Consider the following 25244-nt stretch of genomic DNA (forward strand, 5'->3'; position numbering starts at 1 on the left):
GGGCGGGGGACGGACCGGATACCGGCCCTTGTCCGCTGCTCTTTATTGAAGGAGAGTATGTCGTGATGCGATTGCTGATAGCCCTGCTACTGCCGTGTCTCACGTTTTTCATGCTGGGGCGCCCGCTGGCCGGCGCCGCCGCCTTGATCTTGCAGTGCACTGTGATCGGCTGGGTGCCGGCGGCCCTGTGGGCCCTGTACACGGTCAACCAGCATAAAACGGAGCAGGAACTGGAGGGTGCGTTAAGCCGCAGCTACATGCGCAGGCGCAGTCGGTTGATCTAGGTCAACCGGGCGCCGGGTATCCTTGCGCTAAAGCCCGCACGAGCGATCGTGCGGGCTTTTTCTTATGCGGCGCACTGCGCCGCTTGCTCCCTTATTGGGAGGGATCGTTGCTATCCAACAGGTCCACCACCTTGCCGTCTTCCCTCACGGTGTTGCCGTCGAACACGATTGTCGAGTGTCCGCCCATCATGGGCAGCGTCAGCGTGACCTTGCCGCCGTCTTGCGTGTACGTGCCCTGGGGCGAGCAGGTGCCGAATTCCGGCGTGGCCCGCACGCCGGAACGGTCGGCGATCAGGAAGTAGAACAGGGTTTCGCAGCTGTTGCCACGGCCGCCGCTGCTGGCCATCAGGATGTATTCGCGCTGGTCGGGCAGCTTGAACACGCGTACGGGTTTTTGCCAGTGCGCATCATCACCGCTGAACAGCAGCCGCTCATTGAGGGCGACGCCGTTCTGGCCATTCTGCAGTTCCACCTTCGACAGCGTGCCGGCCACGGTGTCCAGTGGCATTGGCAGCGCATCCGCATTGCTGTCCAGGGAGCCGCTTTCCGTGCGGGCCGCAGGCAGCGCCGCCGTCGTCATGCTGCTTGCCTGGCTGTCGTTGGTGCCGGCAAGAATGGCCGCCATTTCCGCGTTCAGCTGCTCGTCCCCGGCACTGTGGCTGCGGCTCTCGTACATCGCGGCGCCGACGCCGATCAGCAGACCGATGACGCAGCTGGCAAGCAGGATGCCCACGCCCCACTGCGACCACTTTTTCTGTACGCGGTTGAAATGGTCGACGCTTTGCCATTGCCCGTTTTTCCAGGCCATTTCGCGGCCCTTGATGCCCAGCCAGATGGCCACGCCGAGGCCGACATAGGGAATCAGCGCCAGCAGACCGATCCAGGTGCGATTGCCCACGGCCCAGATCCAGTTCAGCAGGAACGCGCCCCAGCTCCAGCCCTTGATGCCATCTGGCACGGTGTCCGCGATGGCGGGCGATGCCGCCGCAGGCTGGGCGGCGCCGGCAGGGAAGGCGGCTCCGCAGCCGGTGCAGAACTGCGCGTTATCGTCATTGCTCTTTGTACCGCATGCACTACAAAACATGTTGATCCTTTTGATGGTGGAATGGCTGCTCACAGCCGGAGGAGGCAGGCTACGGCTGCAGCATGCCGATCAATGCCAGAAACGAAATCGATGAAAGCACCACGGCGGCAATTGCCATTTTTTTTCCGGCAATGTATTTTTTGATGCTGACGGCGCCGAAGACCATGCCGGCCAGCGAAAAGAGAAATAATCCCAACATCGTTTCTTCATCCATGGCCTCATCGCTGAACAGCGCGAGGACGCAGATTATTCCCGACACGAGCGCCACGATCGCCATCCAGACCGGGCCTTCGCCTTGCGCCGGCGCCTGCCGGCGCTGCACCCCGCCACAGTGCGGACAGGTAGGGGCCGATTCGTGTAGTGGTTTTCCACAGCAACTGCAAAAGATCATTGTTTTTCCGTCATGAATTCCTGGCCTTGCAGTGCAAGCCAAAGTGGACTGAGACGCTGGCAGTGCCATGCCGATGGCGCGGACGAGCGGCGCTCAGTTGAATGAGCAAGGAAATATTTCCAAGGGGAAACATGATAACAAAGAAACTTGTGTGAAATATATCGAATACTCACAACGGGGCGAAAGGAGCCTCTGCAACAGGGGACGTTCCTGCTGCATGCCGGTTCACTGGGTGCGGTGCGGGCAATTGCCGCTTATTTCTTGCAGCGGATGGGCACGTTGACGGAGTTGCCATCCGAACTCAGGTTGCGGTATTGCAAATCTTCGCTTTCGATGGCGAAGCGGGGCACGGCGTGCACGTAGCGCTGCTTGCAGATGGTGTCGTCATTGATCAGCTGACTCGCCAGCATGTAGTCGCACAGGGCGAAGCGCGATTCCTCGTCGTCGAGGATCAGCACGCGCGCCGCGCTGTACAGGGCCGATTGCAAGACGTCCGGGCTGCAATTTTCCGGCCCCGTCAGCTTCAGATGGGTTTTCGTCTGCGTGGCCAGGCGCTGCAGCTTGACGAGGGCGGCGCGTTCGTCCTTGCGCGCACGATCGACTTGCGCATCGCCGCTGGACAGGCGCAGCGCCAGCGAAGCGATCTGGTCGATGGAGATATGCCAGGCAAAGCCTTCGAGCCGCGTGCGGAACTGGCCCGGCAGCGGATCGGCCGCATCGACTTCGCAGCGGAACTGGCCCAGGTGCGGACGGCACAGCACGGGAATGGCAAAGGCCGAGGTGCGCTTGCCTTTCACGAATTTCTGGCTCAGGTCGCCGAAGCTCTCGTGCGTGATGGTATCGAAGCGGGCTTGCCCAAAGCCCATCTTGACGAGGTTTTCCTTGCGCTGGCGCGAAAACAGGGCGTCGACGGCGTCGTAGATATTCTTGTTGAAGATGCGGTCCAGCGGCTGGCGCTCGTCCGACATCTTTTCGAATACGGCGCTGGAATTGGGCGCGTTGGCGTCGATGGAAATGAGGATGAAGGGCTTGCTGTTCAGGCGTGGCGGCACGAAGGCCATGTCATTGCCGTACAGCTGGGTCAGAGCCACGTCCCACAGGGTTTCCACGCCCAGGTTGTCGGCCGCGCCGCCATCGAACAGATGCACATACGACGGCGACTCGCGCGATTCGGAACCGAGTTCCGGCACGAAACTGTTTTTCGGCCGGAAACGCTCGAACGTGACGGAGTCGAACACGCCGGGAAAGGCGGCCGAGGTGGCCACGGCCGTGGCCAGGCGGATATCCTTGATCGGCGAGTGCAGGGTGTTGTAAAAATATTCATAGGAAAACACCACGCGCTTGCCGCCATCGGTGGCGTCCGTCGCGTTGGCCAGGAAGATGGGGCCGTCGTGCGGCAAGTCCTCATAGGTTTTCTTGTCGTACAGCACATCATCGAGCACGTCGGACAGGAAGGAGGTACGGGTCTTGTTGGTCAACAACATCGTCGTCAGGTTGGCCGGTTTCAGGATGGTCTGGCCGAAGAAATCCGTTTTCAGTTTGCTGCGCAGCAAAGGCCAGTCCGTCTGCCGGCCATGCAGGGCGTAGTAGCCGCCCGCGATGGCGCCGCCCGAGACGCCGGAGATGGCCGAGGCGCCGCTGACGAGGCCGAACTGTTCCAGCTGCTCCAGCGAGGCGGCCGAGAAGTTCGCCGCGCGGCTGCCGCCACCGGACAGGGCGATGCCGATGAAATGGTCGCTGGGCAAGGGATTCTGGATGCGCGCCTTGGGCGCATCGATGCGCAGGCGCGGGGTTTCCTGCACGGTAAACGTGCGGTTCTCGACGCCGCTGTTGGGGCGCAGGGCAAGCAGCGTGCAGCCGCTCAGCGGCGCAACGAGGCAGAATAGGGCAAACAGGCGTGGCTTCATGCGTGATCTGTGCGTAGTCAGGTTTGGGGATACGGACGGAAACGTGTGCGATTCTAGCAAACCCGGCAACGATCACCTATTCAGCTGGTAGCCGAGCATGGCGGCGTTGCAGAGCGCGTGCGTGAGCATGGGCGCCAGCAGCGCGCCGCTGCGCTCGTAGGCATGGCCTGCGCACAGGCCCAGCACGAAGACGGGCAGCATGGCGGCGGGCGGATGCACGATGGCAGACAGCGCCGCCGCGATGACGATCGCCTGCCAGGCCGGCAGCGAACGGCGCAAGCCGCCCTGCAGCAGGCCGCGGAAGATGAATTCCTCGCACAGCGCTGCGGCCAGCACGCCCACGGCCAGCAGCCAGATTCCGTTTTCGTTGAGATGCATCAATGGCGATGATGCCGGCGGCAACAGGGCCGCGTAGCCGATACCGAAGGCGGAGGCGGCCAAGGCGCCTATGCCTCCCCGGCGCCACGGTTGGCGGCCCCGTCCGATGCGCGGCCCGCCCGTCGTCCTGCGGCGCCAGTAGACGAGGCGCGCCAGTCCATACGTGAGCGTGCCGGCCGCGCCGAAGGCGATGGCGGCCTGCGCCAGCGGCATCGCATCCGTACCTTCGAGCAGGAGCAAGGCCAGTGTCTGCAGGGTAAAAAACAGCATGGCGGCGATCAGGCCGTCCGCCGCCGATACCGTGGCCGGCGGCGAGGCGCCGGGGTCGAGCAGGTAAGGCACGGCAGCGCGCGCCTTTTGCCACAGGGCCACGGACAGCGCCGCCGTGAGCACGACGAACGCCAGCTGCTGCGCCAGGCTGCCGGCGGCCAGCGCGGCAATATACAGGCTGGTCAGCAGCAGATACAAATACATATGGGCAGGCCGCACCTTGGCCGCCGCCTCGGTAGCCAGCGGGTCGCTGGCAAACACGCCCAGCGCCACGGCGATCATCGCATACAAGGGAATGCCGGCCAGCGCCAGCAGCATCAGGCCCATCGTCTGCCATTCCCAGGCGGGCAGCCAGGCCAGCGCCGCGCCGAACAGGGCCAGCGGATACAGCAGGGCCAGCACGGCCCACAGCTGGGCCTTTTGCCGCAGCGCCTGCTCGACGGGCACGGGAAACGTGTACAGCAGCCACAGCGCGCCGCCTTCCTTGTTCAGGGTCTGGAAGGCCGACATCATCAGGACATAGCTACCGAGGAAAAAGCCGGTGGAGGCCAGCAGGGCGGGGCTGGCCAGCAGCGCCTGCACGTCGCGCGCCTGGCCCGTGAACAGGGCCTGGCCGCCGAGGATCAGCAGCGGCATCAGCAAGGTTTGCACGAGGAAATTGCGGTCGCGCCCGAGCAGGGTCAGCTCGCGCCGCTGGATCACCGTGCCCAGGCGTGGGAAGCGCCAGCGTGCCGGCCGCGCCGCCGGCGCGCGCTTGCGCACGCCCTCGCGCTGGCCCGCGCCCACGACGCCGTGGCGCAGCTGGCGGCGCAGCATGGCCATGCCGAGCAGCATCAACAGCGCCGCTTGCGCCAGCAGCAGGGAGGCCGGCAGCAAGGCGGCCGCTACGCCATCGGCATTGAGCACGCGCACCAGCAGGCCCGGCGGCGTCCAGCCGCTCCAGGCGGGCATGGCCGCTGCCCAGCCATAGGCGAAGCCGCCCATGCCCATGCCGAAGGACATGCCCATGTACATGGGAAACAGGCCGGCCAGCGACAGCAGCGCCTGCAGGTTGCCCAGCCGGGATGGCGTCAGCGACAGGCGCAAGCCCGTGTCGACCAGGGTGCGCAGCATGGCGGCCAGGGCCAGCAGGACGAGGCTGGCGAGCAGGCCGGACACGGGAGCGAGCCAGCCCTGGCCCGAATACCAGGCGAGCATGGTGGTGCCGGGCCACAGGGCCAGCAAGCCGGACGGGTTGACGACCGTGCGTTCGAGCACGCGCGCCCACAGCACGGTGCTTTTTTCGACGGGCAGGGTGATCAGCCATTCCAGGTCGCAGTCCGGTTTCGACAACTCCCCCATACCCAGCGGCAACAGCACGCTGACCAGCCACAGCAGCGCCAACTGCAGGGTCAGGCCGCCGACCAGCGCCGCGCTGAACGGTTGTCCCATCAGCTGGGCGATGACGGGATCGAGCAGGTGCTTGTCCGTGTGCAGGCTGCCGCGCGCCTGGCAGGCCGCCACCTGGTCCAGCAGGCAATGCATGTTCAGTATGCTGTGGTGCGCGATGCTGGCGAAAGCGAACAGCATGGGCAGGAGCAGCAGCGCGCCCGGCAGCCAGCGTGCCCGCTTCTTGCCCGGCGTGGCGGGGCGGCTCTTGCTGCTCTTCTTCCACGCAAAACCCTTGCCGCTGACGTTGAGCAGGCGCTGCAGGCGCAAGCGGGTCAGCAGCCAGACGGCGCGCCAGCGTGGGGGCGGCAGCGGCGTCACGCGGAGTCCGCTTCGTCGGTGAGTTGCAAAAAGATGTCTTCCAGGCTGCCAGCGCTGGACAGCTGCTGGCGGATATCGTCGAGGCTGCCCGTGGCCGCCAGCGCGCCGCGGTGGATGATGGCGACGCGGCTGCACAGCCTTTGCGCCATGTCCAGCAAATGCGTGGAAACAAAGATGGTGGTGCCGGCCGCGGCGGCGCGCAGCAGCCGTTCCTGCACGTCGCGCGCGGCGCGCGGGTCGAGGCCGTTGATCGGCTCATCGAGGATCAGCACGGCCGGATCGTGGATCAGCGCGCACGCCAGGCCCAGTTTCTTTTTCATGCCCAGCGAGTAATTGACGGCAAAGTCCTCGGCCGCTTCGTCCAGGCCGAACTCCGTCAGCAGCCGCGCCGCGCGGGCGGCCGCTTCGGCGCGCGGGTAGCCATGCATTTCGGCCACGAATTGCAGGATTTCGCGGCCCCGCAAATAGTCATAAAAGATGGGATGGTCGGGCAGGTAGCCGACCTTGCGCTTGACGGCGGCGCCGTCGCGGTGGCAATCGAGACCATCGATCAGCACGCGGCCGCCGCTGGGCACGAGGATGCCCATCAGCATGCGGATGGTGGTGGTCTTGCCAGCCCCGTTCGGTCCCAGGAAGCCGAAGACCTCTCCCTTGCCGACTTGCAGGGTGAGCGGCTTGACGGCCTCGAAACTGCCGTAGCATTTGGCCAAACCTTCGAAGGCGATCATCCTGCATCCCGAAAAATAGATAGGTGCAGGATGATAGCCTGATATTTGACGCCGCTTCTACCCGGACGCGTTCCTAATGGCGCAGCATGACGCCGGTGGCGATGCAGGCCACGATCGCCAGGCTCATGGCGAGGCTGTAGGCGGCCATCAGGAGCGCCCAGCGGCAGACGGTAGCGAGCTTGCCGCCGCCATACACGCGCCACATGGCCCACGGCAGATAGGCGAGCAGCCACACGCCCAGCGCGAGGCGGATCAGGTCGACGGGAATCAGGGTCATCAGCGCCATCGTGATGAAGGCGAAGGCATTCGTATGCAGGGCGAACAGGAAATGCTCGCCATAGCGCCGCCCGCTGCCCAGGTAGAGGATTTTCAGGAACAGGGCGAACAGCGGCATCAGGCAAAACATGGCGTACGGCGCGTAATGGAAAAAGCTGTCCGCCACGAGCTTTTGTTTCTCGGCCGTGGACAGTTGCACAAAGTCTTGCCACTGGTGCGGCAGGGCGGGGGTCTGGCCCAGGATGCTGAGCTGCATTTGCGCAGGCCCGTTTGCCGTGGCCGGGTGGGGGCCGTGGGCGCTGACCCGGACCTGTTCGTCGTGGACGGTGAGGAGCATGTCGCCGCTGCCGAACTTGAGGATGGCAAAGAACAGGATGCTGAACGTCAGGTACACGCGCAGCGGCTCCACGTAGCGCACGCGGCGTCCCGCGATGTATTCATTGCTCAGTGCACCGGGACGCAGCAGCAGCAGGGCCAGGGTGCGCCAGAGCTTGCCTTCGAGCGCTACATAGTGCGCGACAAATTCATGCAGGAATTCACGTGCGCTGGGCATGTGCACGGCGGTGGTCTGGCCGCAGGCGCTGCAGAAATTGCCTGGCGCGTCGGTATTGCAGTTATGGCAGGTGCTGGCACCGGATGACACTGTTTTCAAGATGGACTCTTTCTATATCCGAAAGGTAATCATGCTGGCGGAGCCGGCTGGCTCAGCCAGGCTCGCGCAAGGGCGCGGCAGCGTGGCGGCGCGCGTACGCAGCATATGATGGATGAAAACAATGATAAAAGGCCATCTTTTTTCTCTTTGGTTGCTTCAGAGATACAAAATTCTGGCGTCGGCCGGAGCGTCCCTGTTGCGTGCCGCCTGATGGCGCCGTTCAGCGGCCGCCGAATGCGGCCAGCAGGCGACGCTCGCCTTCGGGCGCGAGGCGCAGGGCGCGGCTGTCGAGTTCGCGTTCGGTCCAGCGCTGGCGCAAGGCCAGCTGCAGGATGGCCGCCCCCAGCGCGCCGCCCAGGTGGGCACGCCGTTCGCTCCAGTCCAGGCAGGCACAGGCGAAGCGGCGGCGCTGGCGCTGCAATTGCGGCACGTCGATGCCCAGCGCCGCCATGCCGGCCGCACCCGCTGCCGACAGCTGGTAATCGTCGCCATCGGCCAGCAGCCAGCCTTGCGCATGCAGCTGGTCGTGCACGGCGACGGCCACCGTGCCGGCCATGTGGTCGTAGCAGGTGCGCGCGTGGCGCAGGCGGTCCGGCGTGGTGGGGGAAAACGGCTGGCGCGGCACGCCGGCCACCACCAGTAGCGCTTCGAGCGCCTGGCCCACGTCGGCGCTGGCCAGGCGGAAATAGCGGTGCTTGCCTTGCGCCACCATGCTCAGCAAGCCGTCCTCGCGCAGGCGCGACAAATGCGCGCTGGCCGTCGAGGCGCCCACGTCGGCCAGCGCGGCCAGTTCCGTGGCCGTGCGCGCATGGCCATCGAGCAGGCTGCACAGCATGCGCGCGCGGGCCGGCTCGGCGATGGCGCCGGCCAGTTGCGCCAGGCCCATGTCGGCCGTGGGAGCTCGATGGCTGTCATCCATGATTCGTTCTCCGGCGAAGTGTTGTGGTGAAGGAGCCAGCATACTCGCCTCCTTTCACCACTGCAATGGAAGCCGCATGCCCTTCGCCGATCCCGCCCACCCGCTCGCCGCCGTCACCCACGCGGCGCCCTATGACTACTATCGCCGCCTGGCGGCAGGTCCGCCGCTGCGTTTCGAGGCGTCGCTCGATTGCTGGCTGGCGACGGGCGCGGCCGGCGTGTGCGCCGTGCTCGAGCATCCGGCTTGCCGCGTGCGGCCGCCCGGACTGGCCGTGCCCTTGAACCTGGCGGGCACGCCATGCGGCGCGCTCTTTGCGGAACTGGTGCGCATGAACGACGGCGAGCGGCATGCCGTGCCGAAGCAGGTGCTGGCGCGCGCGCTGGGCCAGGTGGACCTGGCGCGCCTGCAGGCGCGGACATTGCGGATGGCCGGCGAGCGCGTGCCCGCCAGCGCCGCGCAGCTGAACGAGGCATTGTTCGAACTGCCGCTGTTTGCCATGGCCGATGTGCTGGGCTTTGCGCCAGCGCAATGGCCGGCGCTGGCCGCCTGGACGCGCGATTTCGTTGCCTGTCTGTCGCCGCTGAGCAATGCAGAAGAACTTGCCGGCGCGCAGGAAGCGGCCGGCGCCTTGCTGCACGGTTTTGGCTGTTTGCTGCGCGAGGCCGATGCCTTGCCCGACAGTTTGCTGGGCAGCATCGTGGCACAGGCGCAAGCACTGGGCTGGCATGCCACGGGCGGCCTGCAGGCCAACCTGGTCGGCTTGCTGTCGCAAACCTGCGAAGCGACGGCCGGCCTGCTTGGTAATGCCATCGTGGCCTTGCGTACGCAGCCGGGGCTGTACGGGCAACTGCGCGCCGCACCGCAGCTGTGGCAGGCCATGCTGGGCGAGGTCAGCCGGCACGATCCCGCGATCCACAACACGCGCCGCTATACGGCGGAAGACGTGGACATCGGCGGCGTGCGGGTGGCCGCCGGCCAGACGGTCATCGTCGTGCTGGCCAGCGGCTGCCACGATGCGAGCGTGCAGGCGGAGCCTGGCGCGCTGCAGCGAGCGGTGGCGCTGACGCCAGGCTTTGGCCATGGACGCCACGCCTGTCCGGGCCAGTCCATCGTGCACGCCATCGCCGCCGCTTGCATGCAGGCATGGGCCGATGGGCTGGAAGACATGCCGCTGGCGTGGACGTACCGGCCGTCGCTGAATGCCCGCATCCCTGTTTTTAGCGCAGGAGCAGCATCATGATCGCCGTGATCTTTGAAGTCTGGCCCGGTGCCGAAGGCCGCCAGGCATACCTGGACCTGGCGGCCGCGCTGCGGCCCTTGCTCGACCAGGTCGATGGCTTCATTTCCATCGAACGCTTCGGCAGCCTGAGCGAACCGGGAAAATTGCTGTCGCTATCGTTTTTCCGCGACGAGGCGGCGCTGGCGCAGTGGCGCCAGCTCGAGGCGCACCGCGCGGCGCAGTCGGCCGGGCGGCATGGCGTGTTTGACGATTACCGCTTGCGCATCGCCACGGTGGTGCGCGATTACGGCATGCTTGAGCGGCAACAGGCGCCAGCCGACAGCCAGCGGCGCCATGGCGCCAGCGTTTAGCGCGGCAACGCGCCTTGCGTGATCTTGACCTTGACCCGGTAGATGGGCTCGGCCGCATTCAGGGCCGGCGGCGTGGCCGGGTCGACGTCGAGCAGGGTGAACGTCAGGTGGTTGACGGTGACGGAACTGGCGCCGCCCGGCATGGAATCGGACAGGACGATATCCGTCGCGCCTGCACTGTTGAGCAAACTGAAACTGTAGCTGACGTAACCTTTCCACACGCATACGGCGCCCTTGCGGCAGCGGCTATCGTTGACGCGCTCGAGTTTCAGCGTATCGGTGGCCGTGATGGCGACCTGTTCGCCCGGCGACAGCACGTGGGTGACGCTGCGCGGCGTGTTTTCCGCGTCGCCGGCGCTGCCTGCCGCGCCGCAGCCGGCCAGCACGGCCAGGCAGGCGATGAAGATGGGTAATAACAGGCGACGACAGGAGTGATGAAGGTAAGACATATTTTTCCTTTCAGATAGTGCGTCCCCGGCATGGCGTGCACGCGAGAGATGAAAATGATAATAACAAAATGATATTTTCCCGGCGCGCGTTTGGCGTGCTGCGGGTGAATTGATGCGTCGGCCACGCGGCGCACCGATTACTGCGTAGAATGGCTGTTTTGAAAATCAGGAAACAACCATGAAAAAAACCGACCTGGCCAAAAGCGATGCCAAGAAACTGATGGGAAAGATGAATGTTCCCGGCGCCGGTGCATTCGGTAAGGAAGCGGTGGTCGTCGACCGCCGCGAGCAGCGCAAGCGCGACCAGGCCCTGGGCCTGGTGCCGTTCGCCGTCAAGCTGAACAGCGATCTGGTGTTGCAATTGCAGACCCTGGCCAAGGAACGCGGCGCGGATCTGAATGAATTGGTCGCCGAAACCCTGGTCAAGGGTTTGGCTGCAGCTTAACTGCTGACAATGTTTATCTGTTGATAAACATCAAACTACAAAACTAAAAGGCGCCTTGCGGCGCCTTTTTACTGCGGCCTTCCCCTGCTATTAGACGTAGGCGGCCAGGGCGCCCTTCATTTTTTTCAGCGCCGCCACTTCGATCTGGCGGATGCGCTCGGCCGATACGCCGAACTCTTCCGCCAGCGCGTGCAGGGTGGCGCCGGAACCGTCGTCGTTGGCCAGCCAGCGCGCTTCGATGATGCGGCGCGAACGGGCGTCCAGCTTGCCCAGGGCCGTTTCCAGGCCTTCCGATTGCAAACGCGTCACCTGTTCCGCTTCCAGCACCTTGGTCGGCTCGCTTTGCTCCGACGACAGGTAGGCGATCGGCGAAAACTTGTCGTCTTCATCGTCGGTCGGCGATTCCAGCGCAATGTCGCGGCCGCTCAAACGCGTTTCCATCTCGATCACTTCTTCGCGCTTCACGTCGAGCAGCTTGGCCAGCGCATCGATCTGCTTCGGCGTCATCGCGTCCAGGCCCGTCTTGTGGCTGCGCAGGTTGAAGAACAGCTTGCGCTGTGCCTTCGTCGTCGCGACCTTGACCAGGCGCCAGTTTTTCAGGATGTACTCGTGCATCTCGGCTTTCACCCAGTGCATGGCGTACGACACCAGGCGCACGCCCTGGTCCGGATCGAAACGTTTCACGGCTTTCATCAAGCCGATATTGCCTTCTTGAATCAGGTCGGCATGCGGCAAGCCATAGCCCAGGTAGCCGCGGGCAATCGAGACCACCAGGCGCAGGTGCGACAGCACCAGCTCTTGCGCGGCGGCCAGGTCATTTTTTTCGCGCAGGCGTTTCGCCAGCGAAATTTCTTCGTCGTGGGTCAACATGGGCAGGCGGTTCACGGCCGAGATATAGGCGTCGATATTGCCCAGATTGCCAGTGAACCCGAGGCCCAGCGCATTATTTTTGGTCGGAACCAATGCGGACGTTGCGGACATCATAGTCATGTTTTCTCCCTCGTAGTCTTGCTTTGTTCCAGTTGGCCACGTCACGCGACATGGCCCTGCTTGTCTTGTTTTTACGTATTCGGTCTTGCACTTCGCCTGTCGCGGCACCATCTACATCTGGTGCTCATGGCGGTCTTGCTTGGGTATGTCCCTATATTAGCACTCTCTGCCTGAGAGTGCCAATCAGCACATTTAATCGCTCTGATAGCCTAAAAGCTATAACGATTTAATACTTGATGAATTATCTAAAACACCACGCCAGTACGCCTGGCGGGGCAAGGTGCGGCGCTGCGCGCTCACTCCTTTACGACACATGCATAGTCTACGGCCGCAAGCTGAAGCGAGCCTTAAGAATACTTGCTAAATATCAAGATGACCACAGTATGGGGCGAATAGCAAAAAAACAAGAGGGGGAGACGCATGGCGACGCCAGGGGCGCCGCCATGGAAGGGCAGGTCAGTTCAGGCGCGCCAGGTGGCGCTGCACGCAGAGGAAGGCGCCGATCAGGCCGAGGCCGGCACTGAGGGCCAGCAAGCCGGCCATCGGCAGCGGCGCCAGCGGCACCAGCTGGAATTCGGACGCGTACAGGCGGGCAAATTCGGCAATCGCCGTATTCAGCGGCTGCAGGGCCAGCGCCACGGCACCCAGGGCGAGGGCGCCCGCGCACAGGCCCAGCAGGGCGCCCGTGTAATAGAAGGGGCGGTGGATGAAGGTGTCCGTCGCGCCGATCAGCTTTGAGATGCTGATTTCATCGCGTTGCTGCATCACTTGCAGGCGGATGGTATTGAAGACCACGGCGATGACGGCCACGCCCAGGGTGATGGCCAGCAGCAGCAGCACCAGGCGCAGCACGCCCAGCAGGGCCGCCAGGCGCTTGACCCAGGCCGAATCGACTTGCGCCGATTCCACGCCTGGCAGGTGGCGCAACTGTTCCGCCACGGCATCGACATCCTGCGCTTCGCTGGCGCTGCTGAACGCGTCGAGCTTCAGCACATAGCTGTCGGGCAGGGGATTGTCGCCCAGGGTGCTCAGCACGTCGGCCAGGCCGCTCTTGTTTTTCAGCGAATCGAGCGCCTGTTCGCGCGCAATGAAGACGATCTTGGCCTTCTGGTTGCGCACGATCTTGCGCATTTCGCCCGCCAGGGCCACGGCCTGCTCGCGCGGCGTGTCGATTTTCAGGAAGACGCTGATTTCCGGGTCGACCGACATCTGTTCCGACATGGGGCGCACATTGTCGAGCATGGTCAAGCCGGCGAACGGCAGCGACAGGGCGATGGCGACGACGAGCACGTTCAATAAAAAGCCGCCCGGCGACTTGCGCAAGTGAATCAGCGCCGAACCGAGCGCGAAACGGTGTTGACGGAACCAGCCTCTCATGCGCGTTCTCCTTCGCCGTCATCGGCGCCCGGCGCGGGCGTAGGCGAAAAGTCGGGGTCGGGCGGGGCAAACACGGGCGCCTGCGTGGCCTTGTCGATGGCCACCAGCTGGCCATTTTTCAGGTGGATCACGCGGGCGGCGGCGTCGAGCATCTGTTCGTCATGGCTGGAAATGAGGCAGGTCACGCCCACGGAATGGAACGCTTTCAGCGCGTCGAGCACCTTGTTGGCGCTGGCGCGGTCCAGGTTGGCCGTCGGTTCGTCGGCCAGGATGATTTGCGGCCGGTTGACGATGGCGCGCGCGATGGAGACGCGCTGCTGCTCGCCGCCCGACAGCGACAGCGGACGCGCGAGGGCGCGGTCGAGCAGGCCGACTTTGTCGAGCGCGGCGCGCGCGCGTTGCTCTGCGGCAGCCTTGTGGGCGCCGACGACGAGCAGCGGCAGCATGACATTGGCCAGGATGGAGCGGTCGTTGAGCAGTTTTTGCTGCTGGAAGATCAGGCCCATGTTGCGGCGCAGGAAGGGCACGCCGGCCGGCTTGATCTTCGCCATGTCCTGGCCATTGACGATCAGCTTGCCGGAAGTGGGGCGTTCCATGGCGGCGATCATTTTCAGCAGGGTGGATTTGCCGGCGCCGGACGGGCCGGCCAGAAAGACCAGCTCGCCCTTGGCAATGCTCAGCGAAATGTCGCTGAGCGCCACTGCATCGGGGGAGTATTGCTTGGAGACGTGCTGAAATTCAATCATGTATGGGCTTATCCGAGCAGCGCTTCGACAAATTCGGCAGCCACGAAGGGCTGCAAGTCTTCAATTTTCTCACCGATGCCGATGAAATACACGGGCACGGGGCGCACGCGGGCAATCGCCGCCAGCACGCCGCCCTTGGCCGTGCCATCGAGCTTGGTGATCACCAGGCCGCTCAGCTGCAGGGCGTCATCAAACGCCTTGACCTGCGTCAAGGCGTTCTGGCCCGTGTTGCCGTCGATGACGAGCAGGGTTTCATGCGGCGCGCCTTCCATGCCCTTGCCGATCACGCGCTTGATTTTCTTCAATTCTTCCATCAGGTGCAACTGCGTCGGCAGGCGTCCCGCCGTGTCGACCATCACCACGTCGATGCCGCGCGCCTTGGCCGACTGCACGGAGTCGTAGGCCACGGCGGCCGGGTCGCCCGATTCCTGCGAAATCACGGTCACGTTGTTGCGCTCGCCCCACACCATCAGCTGCTCGCGCGCGGCGGCGCGGAAGGTGTCGCCCGCGGCCAGCAGCACGGACTGGTTATTCGACTGCATGTGCTTGGCCAGCTTGCCGATGGTGGTGGTCTTGCCGGCGCCATTCACGCCGGAAATCATCATCACGAGCGGCTTATGGCGGCCCAGCTCGAAACGCTTTTCCAGCGGTGTCAGCAGGTCGATCAGCAGCACTTTCAGCGCGGCCTTGACGGCGGCGGCGTCGAGCAGCTTGTCTTCCTTGACCTTTTTCTTCAGTTCCGTCAGCAGGAATTCCGTGGCGTCGATGCCGGCGTCGGACATCAGCAGCGCCGCTTCCAGCTCTTCGTACAGGGCGTCGTCGATCTTCGCGCCGACGAACAGCACGGACAGGGTATTCGACGTCTTCGACAGGCCCGCCTTCAGGCGCGTCATCCACGATTTTTTCTCGGGTTCGGCAGCCACGACCACGGGCACGAGCTCGGCCGGCGCGCCGCTCAGGGGCGCAGCGGCAGGGGCGGCAGGCGGCGGGACAGTGGCGGCGGGAGGGGTAGCAGGCTCGACACTGACAGGCAGGGCTTCAGGGGCGGCGGGTTTTTTCTTGAAGAAACTAAACATGGATGTGTGGTGGCGGGTGCTGACCTTGGGCCCGGCGGCGCCGGACACTGTCGATACGGGCTATTCTACCAGAGCGCGCCCGGCGCTTCATGCTTTACTGTTCGATTGGCAACATTGCGCGCGTTTCCACGGAGATCGCCGCAGTTCTCCCGTGTTCAGTGGGTTTGCAGGGCATCCGCCTGATGGCGGCGGCGCCAGTCGGCGATGCTTTCCTCCACCTGGCGCAAGTCCAGCACGTGCAAAAAGGGCGGCGGGCGCTTGTGCAGCGCGGGGCTGCGTCCGCCGGCCCACACTTCCACGGTGGCCGGCAAGCCGGCCTGCAACTGGCGCAGGCTGTCGCGCGTCTGGCGTTCCTTGCTGGCGCTGGAAAACGACAAGGCGACGATATCGGCCCGCTGCGCGCGGGCGGCGGCGACGATGTCCGTCAGCGGCGTTTCCACGCCCAGCGACATGCAATGCGCGCCAGCGGCCACGCACAGGGCCTCGGCCATCAACAGCCCCAGGCCATGGCGTTCCTGCGGCAGGGTGCTGAGGACGATGCGCGGCGTGCGCAGGCTGGGATTGCTCTGTTGTGGCAGGGAAAAAATCGCGTGGCGCATCACCGTTTGCAAGGTTTCGCTATACAGATGCTCTTCGTACACGGCCAGCTCGCCGCAGGCCCACGCTTCGCCCACCATGGCCGTCAGCGGCGCGATGATGTCGATGGTGAAGGCCTTCAAGCCCAGCCTGGCCAGCGCCTGGCGCAAGGCGTCGCCCAGCTCCGTCATCTGGTGGCTGCGGCACAGCGCCAGGTAGTGCTCGAGTTGCGGTTGGGCCTGCTGGAGAGGCGCCGCGCCGGCACTGGCCAGTTGCTGCAGCTGCAAGGTGCTGTGCTGCATGATCTTGCCGGGGCGAAAGCCCAAGTCCAGCAAGCGCTTCACCATGCGCAGTTTTTGCACCTGTTCGGCCGGGTAGCTGCGTTCGCCAAAGGCATCGCGTTGCGGCTGGGGAAAGGCGTAGCGGCGCTCCCAGACTCGCAAGGTTTCCTTGGCCAGCCCGGTATCGCGCTCGACATCGCTGATGCTGAAGGCGGAAGGTGGTTGCAGTGCTTGCAGGTCAGTGTCCATACCAGGGGCTTGCTCGCATACCGAAAGAACGTGGTGTGCATTCTACGCCTTCCCTTGCCCCGTATAAATAGCTGAATCCGATTGGGAAAGGCTTGCGTATAAGTTCATGAAGCGCGCAAGCCATTGTTGACATAGCTCAATATTTAACTGATTATCGGTCCAGGTGGTTTTGTCCAGGACAAACTAATACGGGTGCAACCATGAAAATCGCCGTCGTCGGTGCGGGAATCGCAGGCCTGTCGTGTGCCTATCGGCTGGCGCAGGCTGGCCAGGATGTCACCCTGTATGAGGCGGGCGCCTATTTCGGCGGCCACAGCCATACGGTCGACGTCACGCTCGATGGCGCCACGCATGGCGTCGACACGGGTTTTCTCGTCTTTAACCACGCCACCTATCCGCAACTCGTGCGGCTGTTCGACGAGCTCGGCGTGGAAGCGGCCGACAGCGACATGTCGTTTTCCGTGAAAATGCCGCTGGGAGCCTCGCCCGGCGCGCGTGTGCTGGAATGGGCCGGCGCCAATCTCGATACCGTGTTTGCCCAGCGCGGCAACCTGCTGCGTCCCGCCTTCCTGCGCATGCTGCGCGACATCGTGCGTTTCAACCGGCAAGCCAGCGCGCTGGCCACGGCCGCGCTGCCGGCGCCGGCCCTGTCGCTGGGCGAATTTCTCGACCTGCACGGTTATGGCAGCGAATTTCGCCACTGGTATCTGTTGCCGATGGCCGCCTGCATCTGGTCGTGTCCGGCGCGTCAGATGCTGGCCTTTCCGCTGGCCACCTTCATCCGTTTTTGCCACAACCACGGTTTGCTGCAAGTCAACGACCGGCCCCAGTGGCGCACGGTGCGCGGCGGCGCGCGCGTGTATGTGGAGAAATTGCTGGCCGCTATCCCGCAGCAGCGCCTCGCGTGTCCCGTGCTGGCCGTGCGCCGCCAGCCGCACGGCGGCGCCCGCATGGTCGAGTTGCACACGGCCGCCGGCATCGACCATGTCGACCATGTCGTGCTCGCTTGTCACAGCGACCAGTCGCTGGCCTTGCTGGCCGACTTGCGCGATGATGAACGCACGGTGCTTGCCGCCGTGCGCTACCAGCCGAACCGGGCCGTGCTGCACACGGACGCATCCTGCCTGCCGCGGCGCCGCAAGGCCTGGTCGGCCTGGAATTACCAGGGCCGGGCGGTGGCCGCTGGCGAGGCGCCGCAAGTGTGCGTGCACTATCTGTTGAACCAGTTGCAGCCGCTGCCGTTCACCACGCCCGTCATCGTCTCGCTCAATCCGCTCGACGAGCCCGATCCGGCCAGCGTCATCGACGCGTTTTCCTATGCCCATCCCGTGTTCGATGGCGCGGCCATCGCCGCGCAGGCGCGCCTGGCCGCTTTCCAGGGGGCGCAGCATACGTGGTTCGCGGGCGCCTGGACGGGCTACGGCTTCCATGAAGACGGCTTGAAGTCGGGCCTGGCGGTGGCCGAGGCGCTGAACGGCATGGCGGCGGCGGAGCTCGGTCGTGCCGCGTGATCCCGCCTTGCCGGCCATGTCGCAGCCGCAGCTGTGCCTGGGGCTGGTGCGCCATGCGCGGCTGCGGCCGCGCGCGCATGCGTTCAGCTACGGCATGTTTTATCTGCGCCTGCCCTTGCGCAGCATGGGCGCCCACGATTTCCCCGCCCGCCTGATCGCGCGCAACCGCGCCAATGCACTGTCCTTCCGCGACAGCGACCATGGCGACGGCAGCACGCCGCTGCTCGAATGGATAGACGGCTTGCTGCGCCAGCATGGCGTGCTCGATGTCGATGGGGAAATCTGGCTGCAAGCCATGCCGCGCGTGTTCGGCTATGTCTTCAATCCCGTCAGTTTCTGGTTTTGCCATCGTGCCGATGGCGCGCTGCGCGCCGTGCTGTGCGACGTGCGCAATACCTTCGGCGAGCGCCACCTGTATCTGCTGGAGCAGGGCGCAGCGATCGCGTATGGCAGCGAGTTGCGCGCCAGTAAGATTTTCCACGTCTCGCCGTTTTGCAAGGTGGAAGGCCAGTATCGCTTCCGTTTCCTGCGCAGCAGCGGCAAGGATGGCGAACGCCACCTGGCGAAGGTCGATTACGACGACCTCGATGGCCCGTTGCTACAGACGAGCTTGTCCGGCACGGCGCAGCCGTTGCGCGATGCCGCCATCGCCTGGGCCTTGCTGCGCTATCCCCTGATGACCTTGGGCGTGATGGCGCGCATCCATTGGCAGGCGCTGCGCCTGTGGCTGCGCCGCGTGCCTTTCTTCAGCAAACCGCTTCCCCCACAAGAAAAGGTGTCCCGATGAGCTCCGATTCCCTGCCGACCAGCCTCGATGCGCGCAGCAGCCTGCCCCTTGAGCACGTTCGCGTGCCCGCCGCCGCGCGCATGATCTTGCGCCTGCTGCAAGAATTGCAATTTGGCGCCTTGCGCCTGCGCACGCCCGATGGCAGCGTCTTGCTGTATGGCGACGGCGGTCACCCCGTCACGCTGGACTTGCATAACTGGCGCCTGTGCGCGGCCGTCCTGCGTTCGGGCGACATCGGCTTTGCCGAAACCTTCATCGCCGGCGACTGGCGCACGGACAACTTGCCGGGCCTGATCGAATTGATGGTACGCAACCGCGCGCAGATCGAATCCCTGATCTACGGCAATTGGTGGGGCAATCTGATGTATAAGGTCCGGCATGTGCTCAACCGCAATTCGCGCGCGGGCAGCAAGAAGAATATCCATGCCCATTACGACATCGGCAATGCCTTTTATCAGTTGTGGCTGGATCCGTCGATGACGTATTCGAGCGCCCTGTTCAGCGAGGGCGCCAGCCTGGAACAGGCGCAGGCGGCGAAATACGCGCGTATCGCCGGCCAGCTGCAGCTGCAGCCGGGCCAGCGCGTACTGGAAATCGGCTGCGGCTGGGGCGGTTTTGCGGAAACGGCGGCGCGCGACCATGGCGCCCATGTGACGGGGCTGACCTTATCCACCGAGCAACTCGCATACGCGCGCCAGCGCCTGCATGCGGCGGGGCTGGCGGCGCAGGCCGACCTGCAACTGTGCGACTACCGCGACAGCCATGGGCAGTACGACGCCATCGCCTCGATCGAGATGTTCGAAGCCGTGGGGCAAAGCTACTGGGCCGGCTATTTCGACTGCGTGGCGCGCAACCTGAAGCGGGGCGGACGGGCCTGCATCCAGACCATCGTCATCGCCGACGCCTTGTTCGAGCGCTACAGCAAGAGCACGGATTTCATCCAGCAGTATATTTTTCCGGGCGGCATGCTGCCTTCGCCGGCCGAGTTTTGCCGCGCCGCCGAGGCGCAGGGCTTGCGCGTGGTGGACGCCTTCAGCTTTGGCCTCGACTATGCGGAAACCTTGCGCCAGTGGCGCGCCAGCTTCCTGGCGCAGCGCGCGGCGCTGGACAGGCAGGGTTTCGATGGCCGCTTCCTGCTGACCTGGGAGTTTTACCTGGCGTACTGCGAGGCTGCCTTCGAGGCCCGCAACACGGATGTGATGCAATTTACCCTGATCAAGGACTGACCATGCGCCGTTTTCTTGTCCTCGCTTTGCTCTCATTGACCATGCTGGGCGCCAGGGCCGCGCCGCCGGACTTTGTCGGCGTCGACGTGCCCGAAGCACGCCTGGCGGGCGAGGGCGACTACACGTGGTTCGGCATGCGTATTTATCGGGCGCAACTGTGGGTGGGGCCGCGCGGCTACCAGGGCGCGGCATCCGAAACGGCGCCCTTCGTGCTGGAATTGCGCTACGCGCGTGCGCTCGACGGCAAGAAGATCGCCGAGGCCAGCCATGAACAGATGCAAAAGCTGGGCGTGGGCACGCAACAGCAGCGGCTGGCCTGGCTGGCCACCATGCAGCGCATCTTTCCTGACGTCAAGGAAGGCCAGCGCATCGCGGGCGCCTACCGGGCCGGCATCGCGCCTGGCGTGCGTTTCTATCTCGATGGCCAGGTGCTGGCCGATGTGACCGATGGCGACTTCGCGCGCGCCTTCTTCGCCATCTGGCTCTCGCCATCGAGCACGGCGCCGCAGCTGCGCGCGGCCTTGCTGCGGAGTGCGGCGCCGCTGCCATGAGCACCGGGGCCAGCGCGCTGGACTTGCCCGCCTTGTTCAGCTATGGCCTGTTCGGCTTGCCGCTGGCCATGCTGGCGTTGCCCATCTATATATATGTGGCGCCGTTTTATGCGCAGCGCAGCAGCCTGGACCTGGCGCAGATCGGCGCCGTGCTGCTGGCCGCGCGCATCGGCGCCGCTTTCATCGACCCGGCCCTGGGTGCGTGGATGGCGCATGGCCGGCGCAGCTATGCCGAGCTCATAGGCGTGTCGCTGCCCTTGCTGCTGCTGGGTTTTGGCGCCCTGTTTCATCCGCCCGCCTTGCCGGAAGCGGCCACCCTGGCCTGGTTCCTGGCCGCCTTGCTGCTCGTCTACGCCGCCTATGGCCTGGCCAGCATCGCCCACCAGAGCTGGGGCGCGGCGCTGAGCCAGGCGCGCGCGCAGCGCACGCGCGTCACGGCCGTGCGCGAAGGCTGCGGCCTGGTCGGCGTGATCCTGGCGGCCGGGCTGACGTCCGTGCTTGGCTATGAAGGCCTGTCGCTGGCCTTTGCCGCCTGCCTGCTGATGGCCGGCGCCTTGCTGCTGGCGCGCGCGCCGCGTCCGGCCCTGCGCCGCGACTCGGCGGCGCTGCCCGCTGGCGCCTGGCGCGCGCCATGGCGCCAGCGCGCGTTTCGCTGGCTCTTTGCCATCCTGCTCGTCAATGGCGTCGCGGCGGCCATTCCCGCCACCCTGTTCCTGTTCTTTGCCGGCGATTATTTGCATCTCGGCCATTACGCCGGACCGTTCCTGATCGTTTATTTTTGTGCGGCGGCCGCCTCGATGCCCGCGTGGGTGGCCCTGGCCCGCCGCTATGGCGAGGCGCGCGCCTGGCGCGGCGCCATGCTGCTGGCGGCAAGCGTGTTTGTCTGGGCGTATGGCCTCGACGCGGGCGCCGCCTGGGGTTTCGCCGCGATCTGCCTGCTGTCCGGCCTGGCGCTGGGCGCCGACCTGGCCTTGCCGCCGGCCCTGCTGGCAGGGCTGATCGGCGTGGCGGGCCATGCCGGCAGGCAGGAGGCGGCATATTTCGGCTGGTGGAACTGGGGTGTGCAAATGAGCCTGGCGCTGGCGGCCGGCATCGTCTTGCCCTTGCTGGCCTGGCTCGGCTATGTGCCTGGGCGGGACGGCGGCTTGCCGGCCCTGTCTGCCACCTATGCCTTGCTGCCCTGTGCCCTGAAGCTGCTGGCGGCGCTGCTGTTGTGGCGTGCGCCCTTACAACATATATATAGCGATAGTGGGCATATGGAGCATCGCGCATGCGTTTCGTGAGCTGTTTCTGCGCCGCCAGCACCGGCGGTGCCCACTCCTGTCCAAAGGCGGCGCCATGAATGGCAAGATAGATAACTGGGCCGGCAAGCGCGTGTGGATCATCGGCGCGTCCAGCGGCATCGGCGCCGCCTGCGCCACCTTGCTGCTGGAGCAGGGGGCCAGCGTGGCCTTGTCGGCCCGCCATCGCGCCAGCCTGGAGCTGCTGTGCGCGGGCCAGCCGCTGGCGTTGGCCTTGCCGCTCGACATTACCCAGCCCGTGCAGCTGCGGGCCGTTGGGGCGGAGCTGGCGCGGCATTGGCCGCAGATCGACCTGATACTGGTGGTGGCCGGCGGCTATCAGGCCATGCGCGCCGACACTTTTGACCTGGCCGCGGCGCAGAGCCTGCTGGCGCTGAATGTCGGTGGCGTCTTCAATTGCCTGGACGTGGCCTTGCCGTGGCTGTTGCGCCAGGGCCGTGGCGGCATCGGCATCGTCGCCTCGGTGGCCGGCTATGGCGGCTTGCCGCAAGCGCTAGCGTATGGCGCCAGCAAGGCGGCGCTGATCAATTTGACGGAGTCGCTGTACCTGGACCTGCACGGGCGTGGCATTGATGTGTATCAAATCAACCCCGGTTTCGTAGCTACGCCACTGACGGCCGGCAATGACTTCGCCATGCCCGCGCTGATGACGGCCCGGGACGCGGCCGCCGCCATGCTCGACGGCATCGAGCGGGGCCAGTTCCATATCCATTTCCCCAAGCGTTTTACCAATGCCATGCGCCTGGTGCGGCTGTTGCCGTACCGCGCTTATTTTTGGCTGATCCGCAAGGTGACCGGCTTATGACAGGAGAAGCGAGCATGACGCAGACGGCAAGCGTGGAGGGCCCGCTGGCGCGGCTGGTGGCGTTTTACGAGCACCTGAGCCTGGAGAATCTGGCCCAGCTGGGCGCCGTGTACGCGCCGGACGCCTGTTTCAAGGATCCGTTCAACGACGTCGTGGGGCATGCGGCCATCCTGGCCATCTTCGAGCACATGTTCGTGCAAGTCGATGCCCCGCGTTTTATCGTGCTCGACAGCATGGGACAGGGCAGGCAAGCGTTCCTCACCTGGGAGTTCCGTTTCCGCATGAAGCGCCGCTTAGCTGGCGAGCAATGTATTCGCGGTGCCACCCATATCCGTTTCGATACGCAGGGCAGGGTAGTGCAGCACCGCGACTATTGGGATGTGGCCGAGGAATTGTATGAAAAGCTGCCGCTGCTTGGCGGGTTCATGCGCATGCTGAAACGCGCAGGGCGGCGCTAGCGCTGCTGCGTGGCGCTTTTAAGCAAACATTACTCAAAAGAAAAAGCAAATACGCTGCGAGGGACGCCGAAAAGGCTTGATCTCGATCAATGTGTCGTTTTTTTGACACAAAACTATCAAAATATTTAGAAGGCAACATTGTAAGAAATTGTTTCAAGTGATGCGGAATTGCCAAGCAAGAGACGCCGATATCGCCACCTCGCGGGCAACAGGCAAAAGAACCGGAAAGCATGGAAAACATTTCTAGGTAGACAATTTAAATTACCGGAAAGTCAGTAATTCCATTGTCACTCTGCCTATTTTTTCCATGCGCGCGCCGACGCCGAAATTCTGCCCTACGCCCCTGAATAATGCGGCAACGCACCAAAATGGGACGTAATAATTCCCGTTTTTGGGCATCCGGCAGCAAACATTGGCGATGCGGTGTATGCTTCGTCCCGTTTATCCATTATCACCTTACAAATTGTGCGCTTTGTCGCGTAAATCTTGGACGGCCGATGGTGGGTAAAGCATGTTGATGTTTTAATCATGCGCCTGATACTGTTGCACTAATACAACGGGTGTCGACAAGGCATGCGCTATGATGGAATGGTCAATCAGGCCAATGCATTGATTGGCAAGGGGCACTGGCTCTGTCGCGTAGTACGGTTGGCGATGGTTGGGATGCCTGAAAAAGCCCCTGGCCTGGTACCGGAAGTAACATGTTGGAACTTGATGGAATGTGAAACGGTCGTTATAGTGCCGCTTCCGGTGCCCTTTGAGCACCGAACCGGCGCACGAAAATACGGTCGTTATGCAGCCTTCTAGCTTATCGGTGCAATAGCGTGCCGATACCGATATGAATTGTTCCTCTGACCGGAACAGCAATGTGGCAGGTGGAGACCTTGCCCTCACTCATAAAAAGCGCTCTGTTAGAGCGCAGCTCGAGATGCATAGGCTGTATTACTTTTTGCTTCAAAAATTAAAGGAAATTGCAATGAAAAAAACTCTGATCACCCTGGCAGTTCTGGCAGCAGCCACCGGCGTAGCCCAAGCTCAATCGAGCGTCGTAATCTACGGTACCGTTGACGCTGGTTTCGTCAGCGAGCGCGGCGGCGTTAACGGCAACGTTAACAAACTGGACAGCGGCATTGCTTCGGCATCGCGTATCGGCTTCAAAGGCACCGAAGATCTGGGCAGCGGCCTGTCGGCACTGTTCGTTCTGGAATCGGGCTTCGGCGTTGACAACGGTCAACAAGACGTTGCAGGCAGCCTGTTCAACCGTCAAGCTTACGTTGGTCTGAGCAGCAAAACGGCTGGTACGCTGACCCTGGGTCGTCAATACACCCCTTGGTACAACACCCTGTCGAAAGTTGCTGATCCATTCGCAGCTGGCTACGCTGGTTCCGCTAAGAACTTGTTCCCAGCGAACACCCGCACCAGCAACACCGTGCTGTACACCTCGCCAAACTTCAACGGCTTTGACGCTGACGTGGCTTACACCTTCGGCGAAAACGCTGATTCGAACAAAATCGGCCGCAAAATCGGCGCGTCGGCTGGCTACTCGAACGGTCCTCTGAACGCACGTCTGGCTTACAACAACACCAGCAACGACACCGCGACCATCGAACAAGGCAGCGGCCGTAACTACCTGGCTGCTGTTAACTACGATTTCGCAGTTGCAAAAGCTTACGTCGCTTACGGCGTGAACAAAGGCAACAACAGCGGCATCCGTAACAACGGCGCCGTCAATGCCTTCAACTACGTTTCGGCTGGTGCTAGCACCGACAGCAACAACATCCTGGTTGGCGCAACCGTACCTGTTGGCCCAGCTGGCACCGTAATGGCTTCGTTCATCCGCACGAACGACAAAACCAACGCGAATGCTGACGCTGATCAATGGGCACTGGGCTACTCGTACGCTCTGTCGAAGCGCACCAGCACCTACGCTTCGTACGCTAAAATCAAGAACAAAAACTTCGCTGGCTACACCGTTGGCAACAACGCCAATGTTGGTACGGGCGACAAAGCCTTCAACGTTGGCGTTCGTCACTCGTTCTAATATTCGCGCAAGCGAAGCTTAGTACCGCTGCAGGCATCCCTTCGGGGGTGCCTATCAGCAAAGAAACGCGTCTCCAGGCTAGTCCTGGCGGCGCGTTTTTGCATGTGCGGCGCCAGTTATAATGTTGCCGTTACTAAAGTAGAGGAA

The 25244-nt window shown here is 63.8% G+C and carries 25 protein-coding genes; 12 read left to right on the forward strand and 13 right to left on the reverse strand.

What is annotated here, in order from left to right; translation table 11 throughout:
* Window positions 1-65 precede the first annotated feature (65 nt).
* The gene (locus tag O0880_RS26580; protein ID WP_010394888.1) at window positions 66-284 is read left to right on the forward strand and encodes a hypothetical protein; all 219 of its coding nucleotides are present in this window, start codon (window positions 66-68) and stop codon (window positions 282-284) included.
* Between the two features lie 91 nt (window positions 285-375).
* On the opposite strand, the gene O0880_RS26585 is transcribed toward O0880_RS26580, so the two are convergent.
* The 7 genes from O0880_RS26585 to O0880_RS26615 all read right to left on the reverse strand — a co-directional run bounded on the left by O0880_RS26585 (window position 376) and on the right by O0880_RS26615 (window position 8638).
* Window positions 376-1368, reverse strand: a complete 993-nt coding sequence (locus O0880_RS26585) for a zinc ribbon domain-containing protein (protein WP_289889470.1) — start codon at window positions 1366-1368, stop codon at window positions 376-378.
* Between the two features lie 49 nt (window positions 1369-1417).
* Window positions 1418-1759 carry a hypothetical protein gene (locus O0880_RS26590; protein ID WP_289889471.1) on the reverse strand — a complete coding sequence of 114 codons (342 nt, stop codon included), beginning with the start codon at window positions 1757-1759 and terminating at the stop codon, window positions 1418-1420.
* Window positions 1760-2013: 254 nt separating this feature from the next.
* Complete coding sequence (locus O0880_RS26595) at window positions 2014-3666, reverse strand: patatin-like phospholipase family protein (RefSeq protein WP_289889472.1); 1653 nt, start codon at window positions 3664-3666, stop codon at window positions 2014-2016.
* Window positions 3667-3738: 72 nt separating this feature from the next.
* Complete coding sequence (locus tag O0880_RS26600; RefSeq protein WP_289889473.1) at window positions 3739-6063, reverse strand: CPBP family intramembrane glutamic endopeptidase; 2325 nt, start codon at window positions 6061-6063, stop codon at window positions 3739-3741.
* Window positions 6060-6791: an ABC transporter ATP-binding protein gene (locus O0880_RS26605; RefSeq protein ID WP_289889474.1), complete on the reverse strand. Its 732-nt coding sequence runs from the start codon at window positions 6789-6791 to the stop codon at window positions 6060-6062. The genes O0880_RS26600 and O0880_RS26605 overlap by 4 nt, the downstream gene beginning before the upstream one ends.
* Before the next feature lie 73 nt (window positions 6792-6864).
* Window positions 6865-7710, reverse strand: coding sequence for a DUF3667 domain-containing protein (locus O0880_RS26610; protein ID WP_289889514.1), 846 nt, complete (start codon window positions 7708-7710; stop codon window positions 6865-6867).
* 229 nt (window positions 7711-7939) lie between these two features.
* On the reverse strand, window positions 7940-8638 hold the full coding sequence (locus O0880_RS26615) for a helix-turn-helix transcriptional regulator (protein WP_289889475.1): 699 nt from the start codon (window positions 8636-8638) through the stop codon (window positions 7940-7942).
* 76 nt (window positions 8639-8714) lie between these two features.
* On the opposite strand from O0880_RS26615, the gene O0880_RS26620 reads away from it, so the two are divergent.
* Window positions 8715-9878, forward strand: coding sequence for a cytochrome P450 (locus tag O0880_RS26620; RefSeq protein ID WP_289889476.1), 1164 nt, complete (start codon window positions 8715-8717; stop codon window positions 9876-9878).
* Window positions 9875-10228: an antibiotic biosynthesis monooxygenase gene (locus O0880_RS26625; protein ID WP_289889477.1), complete on the forward strand. Its 354-nt coding sequence runs from the start codon at window positions 9875-9877 to the stop codon at window positions 10226-10228. Before O0880_RS26620 ends, O0880_RS26625 begins: the two co-directional genes overlap by 4 nt.
* On the opposite strand, the gene O0880_RS26630 is transcribed toward O0880_RS26625, so the two are convergent.
* Window positions 10225-10677, reverse strand: a complete 453-nt coding sequence (locus O0880_RS26630; protein WP_289889478.1) for a hypothetical protein — start codon at window positions 10675-10677, stop codon at window positions 10225-10227. The genes O0880_RS26625 and O0880_RS26630 overlap by 4 nt on opposite strands.
* A 178-nt stretch (window positions 10678-10855) precedes the next feature.
* Between O0880_RS26630 and O0880_RS26635 the strand changes: the two genes are divergently transcribed.
* Entirely contained in the window at window positions 10856-11122 is a 267-nt protein-coding gene (locus O0880_RS26635) for a hypothetical protein (RefSeq protein WP_071325305.1), read from the forward strand.
* Window positions 11123-11212: 90 nt separating this feature from the next.
* Here the strand turns inward: O0880_RS26635 and rpoH are convergent, their stop codons facing one another.
* The 5 genes from rpoH to O0880_RS26660 all read right to left on the reverse strand — a co-directional run bounded on the left by rpoH (window position 11213) and on the right by O0880_RS26660 (window position 16417).
* Window positions 11213-12112: an RNA polymerase sigma factor RpoH gene (rpoH, locus tag O0880_RS26640; RefSeq protein WP_198043802.1), complete on the reverse strand. Its 900-nt coding sequence runs from the start codon at window positions 12110-12112 to the stop codon at window positions 11213-11215.
* A 456-nt stretch (window positions 12113-12568) separates the two neighbouring features.
* Window positions 12569-13489, reverse strand: coding sequence for a permease-like cell division protein FtsX (gene ftsX / locus O0880_RS26645; protein WP_071325303.1), 921 nt, complete (start codon window positions 13487-13489; stop codon window positions 12569-12571).
* On the reverse strand, window positions 13486-14235 hold the full coding sequence (locus tag O0880_RS26650; protein WP_071325302.1) for an ATP-binding cassette domain-containing protein: 750 nt from the start codon (window positions 14233-14235) through the stop codon (window positions 13486-13488). Before O0880_RS26650 ends, ftsX begins: the two co-directional genes overlap by 4 nt.
* 8 nt (window positions 14236-14243) lie before the next feature.
* Complete coding sequence (gene ftsY / locus O0880_RS26655; protein WP_289889479.1) at window positions 14244-15311, reverse strand: signal recognition particle-docking protein FtsY; 1068 nt, start codon at window positions 15309-15311, stop codon at window positions 14244-14246.
* Window positions 15312-15466: 155 nt separating this feature from the next.
* Window positions 15467-16417, reverse strand: coding sequence for a MerR family transcriptional regulator (locus tag O0880_RS26660; RefSeq protein ID WP_289889480.1), 951 nt, complete (start codon window positions 16415-16417; stop codon window positions 15467-15469).
* Window positions 16418-16617: 200 nt separating this feature from the next.
* Here O0880_RS26660 and O0880_RS26665 point away from each other — a divergent pair, with 200 nt between their 5' ends.
* The 8 genes from O0880_RS26665 to O0880_RS26700 all read left to right on the forward strand — a co-directional run bounded on the left by O0880_RS26665 (window position 16618) and on the right by O0880_RS26700 (window position 25097).
* A complete protein-coding gene (locus tag O0880_RS26665; protein WP_289889481.1) occupies window positions 16618-17928 on the forward strand; it encodes an FAD-dependent oxidoreductase in 1311 nt (436 codons plus the stop codon).
* 16 nt (window positions 17929-17944) lie between these two features.
* A complete protein-coding gene (locus tag O0880_RS26670; protein WP_289889515.1) occupies window positions 17945-18715 on the forward strand; it encodes a DUF1365 domain-containing protein in 771 nt (256 codons plus the stop codon).
* Window positions 18712-19941 (forward strand): cyclopropane-fatty-acyl-phospholipid synthase family protein, encoded by a 1230-nt coding sequence (locus O0880_RS26675; RefSeq protein ID WP_289889482.1) that lies wholly within the window; start codon window positions 18712-18714, stop codon window positions 19939-19941. Before O0880_RS26670 ends, O0880_RS26675 begins: the two co-directional genes overlap by 4 nt.
* 2 nt (window positions 19942-19943) lie before the next feature.
* The gene (locus O0880_RS26680; protein ID WP_289889483.1) at window positions 19944-20492 is read left to right on the forward strand and encodes a chalcone isomerase family protein; all 549 of its coding nucleotides are present in this window, start codon (window positions 19944-19946) and stop codon (window positions 20490-20492) included.
* Entirely contained in the window at window positions 20489-21775 is a 1287-nt protein-coding gene (locus O0880_RS26685; RefSeq protein WP_289889484.1) for an MFS transporter, read from the forward strand. The genes O0880_RS26680 and O0880_RS26685 overlap by 4 nt, the downstream gene beginning before the upstream one ends.
* A 55-nt stretch (window positions 21776-21830) precedes the next feature.
* Window positions 21831-22598 carry an SDR family NAD(P)-dependent oxidoreductase gene (locus O0880_RS26690; protein ID WP_289889485.1) on the forward strand — a complete coding sequence of 256 codons (768 nt, stop codon included), beginning with the start codon at window positions 21831-21833 and terminating at the stop codon, window positions 22596-22598.
* A gap of 14 nt (window positions 22599-22612) precedes the next feature.
* Entirely contained in the window at window positions 22613-23056 is a 444-nt protein-coding gene (locus tag O0880_RS26695; RefSeq protein WP_071325296.1) for a nuclear transport factor 2 family protein, read from the forward strand.
* Window positions 23057-24032: 976 nt separating this feature from the next.
* Window positions 24033-25097, forward strand: coding sequence for a porin (locus tag O0880_RS26700; protein ID WP_071325295.1), 1065 nt, complete (start codon window positions 24033-24035; stop codon window positions 25095-25097).
* The last annotated feature ends 147 nt before the right edge of the window (window positions 25098-25244 follow it).

This window comes from Janthinobacterium sp. SUN118 (assembly GCF_030397695.1).
GTDB lineage: Bacteria > Pseudomonadota > Gammaproteobacteria > Burkholderiales > Burkholderiaceae_D > Janthinobacterium.

Coding starts and splice junctions, on each gene's coding strand:
- O0880_RS26700 (WP_071325295.1), top strand. CDS start 24,033: ATGAAAAAAACTCTGATCACCCTGGCAGTTCTGGCAGCAGCCACCGGC.
- O0880_RS26680 (WP_289889483.1), top strand. CDS start 19,944: ATGCGCCGTTTTCTTGTCCTCGCTTTGCTCTCATTGACCATGCTGGGC.
- O0880_RS26590 (WP_289889471.1), bottom strand. CDS start 1,759: ATGATCTTTTGCAGTTGCTGTGGAAAACCACTACACGAATCGGCCCCT.
- O0880_RS26665 (WP_289889481.1), top strand. CDS start 16,618: ATGAAAATCGCCGTCGTCGGTGCGGGAATCGCAGGCCTGTCGTGTGCC.
- O0880_RS26595 (WP_289889472.1), bottom strand. CDS start 3,666: ATGAAGCCACGCCTGTTTGCCCTATTCTGCCTCGTTGCGCCGCTGAGC.
- O0880_RS26695 (WP_071325296.1), top strand. CDS start 22,613: ATGACGCAGACGGCAAGCGTGGAGGGCCCGCTGGCGCGGCTGGTGGCG.
- O0880_RS26620 (WP_289889476.1), top strand. CDS start 8,715: ATGCCCTTCGCCGATCCCGCCCACCCGCTCGCCGCCGTCACCCACGCG.
- O0880_RS26605 (WP_289889474.1), bottom strand. CDS start 6,791: ATGATCGCCTTCGAAGGTTTGGCCAAATGCTACGGCAGTTTCGAGGCC.
- O0880_RS26660 (WP_289889480.1), bottom strand. CDS start 16,417: ATGGACACTGACCTGCAAGCACTGCAACCACCTTCCGCCTTCAGCATC.
- O0880_RS26690 (WP_289889485.1), top strand. CDS start 21,831: ATGAATGGCAAGATAGATAACTGGGCCGGCAAGCGCGTGTGGATCATC.
- O0880_RS26630 (WP_289889478.1), bottom strand. CDS start 10,677: ATGTCTTACCTTCATCACTCCTGTCGTCGCCTGTTATTACCCATCTTC.
- O0880_RS26635 (WP_071325305.1), top strand. CDS start 10,856: ATGAAAAAAACCGACCTGGCCAAAAGCGATGCCAAGAAACTGATGGGA.
- rpoH (WP_198043802.1), bottom strand. CDS start 12,112: ATGACTATGATGTCCGCAACGTCCGCATTGGTTCCGACCAAAAATAAT.
- O0880_RS26625 (WP_289889477.1), top strand. CDS start 9,875: ATGATCGCCGTGATCTTTGAAGTCTGGCCCGGTGCCGAAGGCCGCCAG.
- O0880_RS26585 (WP_289889470.1), bottom strand. CDS start 1,368: ATGTTTTGTAGTGCATGCGGTACAAAGAGCAATGACGATAACGCGCAG.
- O0880_RS26670 (WP_289889515.1), top strand. CDS start 17,945: ATGTCGCAGCCGCAGCTGTGCCTGGGGCTGGTGCGCCATGCGCGGCTG.
- O0880_RS26685 (WP_289889484.1), top strand. CDS start 20,489: ATGAGCACCGGGGCCAGCGCGCTGGACTTGCCCGCCTTGTTCAGCTAT.
- O0880_RS26650 (WP_071325302.1), bottom strand. CDS start 14,235: ATGATTGAATTTCAGCACGTCTCCAAGCAATACTCCCCCGATGCAGTG.
- O0880_RS26580 (WP_010394888.1), top strand. CDS start 66: ATGCGATTGCTGATAGCCCTGCTACTGCCGTGTCTCACGTTTTTCATG.
- O0880_RS26675 (WP_289889482.1), top strand. CDS start 18,712: ATGAGCTCCGATTCCCTGCCGACCAGCCTCGATGCGCGCAGCAGCCTG.
- O0880_RS26615 (WP_289889475.1), bottom strand. CDS start 8,638: ATGGATGACAGCCATCGAGCTCCCACGGCCGACATGGGCCTGGCGCAA.
- ftsX (WP_071325303.1), bottom strand. CDS start 13,489: ATGAGAGGCTGGTTCCGTCAACACCGTTTCGCGCTCGGTTCGGCGCTG.
- ftsY (WP_289889479.1), bottom strand. CDS start 15,311: ATGTTTAGTTTCTTCAAGAAAAAACCCGCCGCCCCTGAAGCCCTGCCT.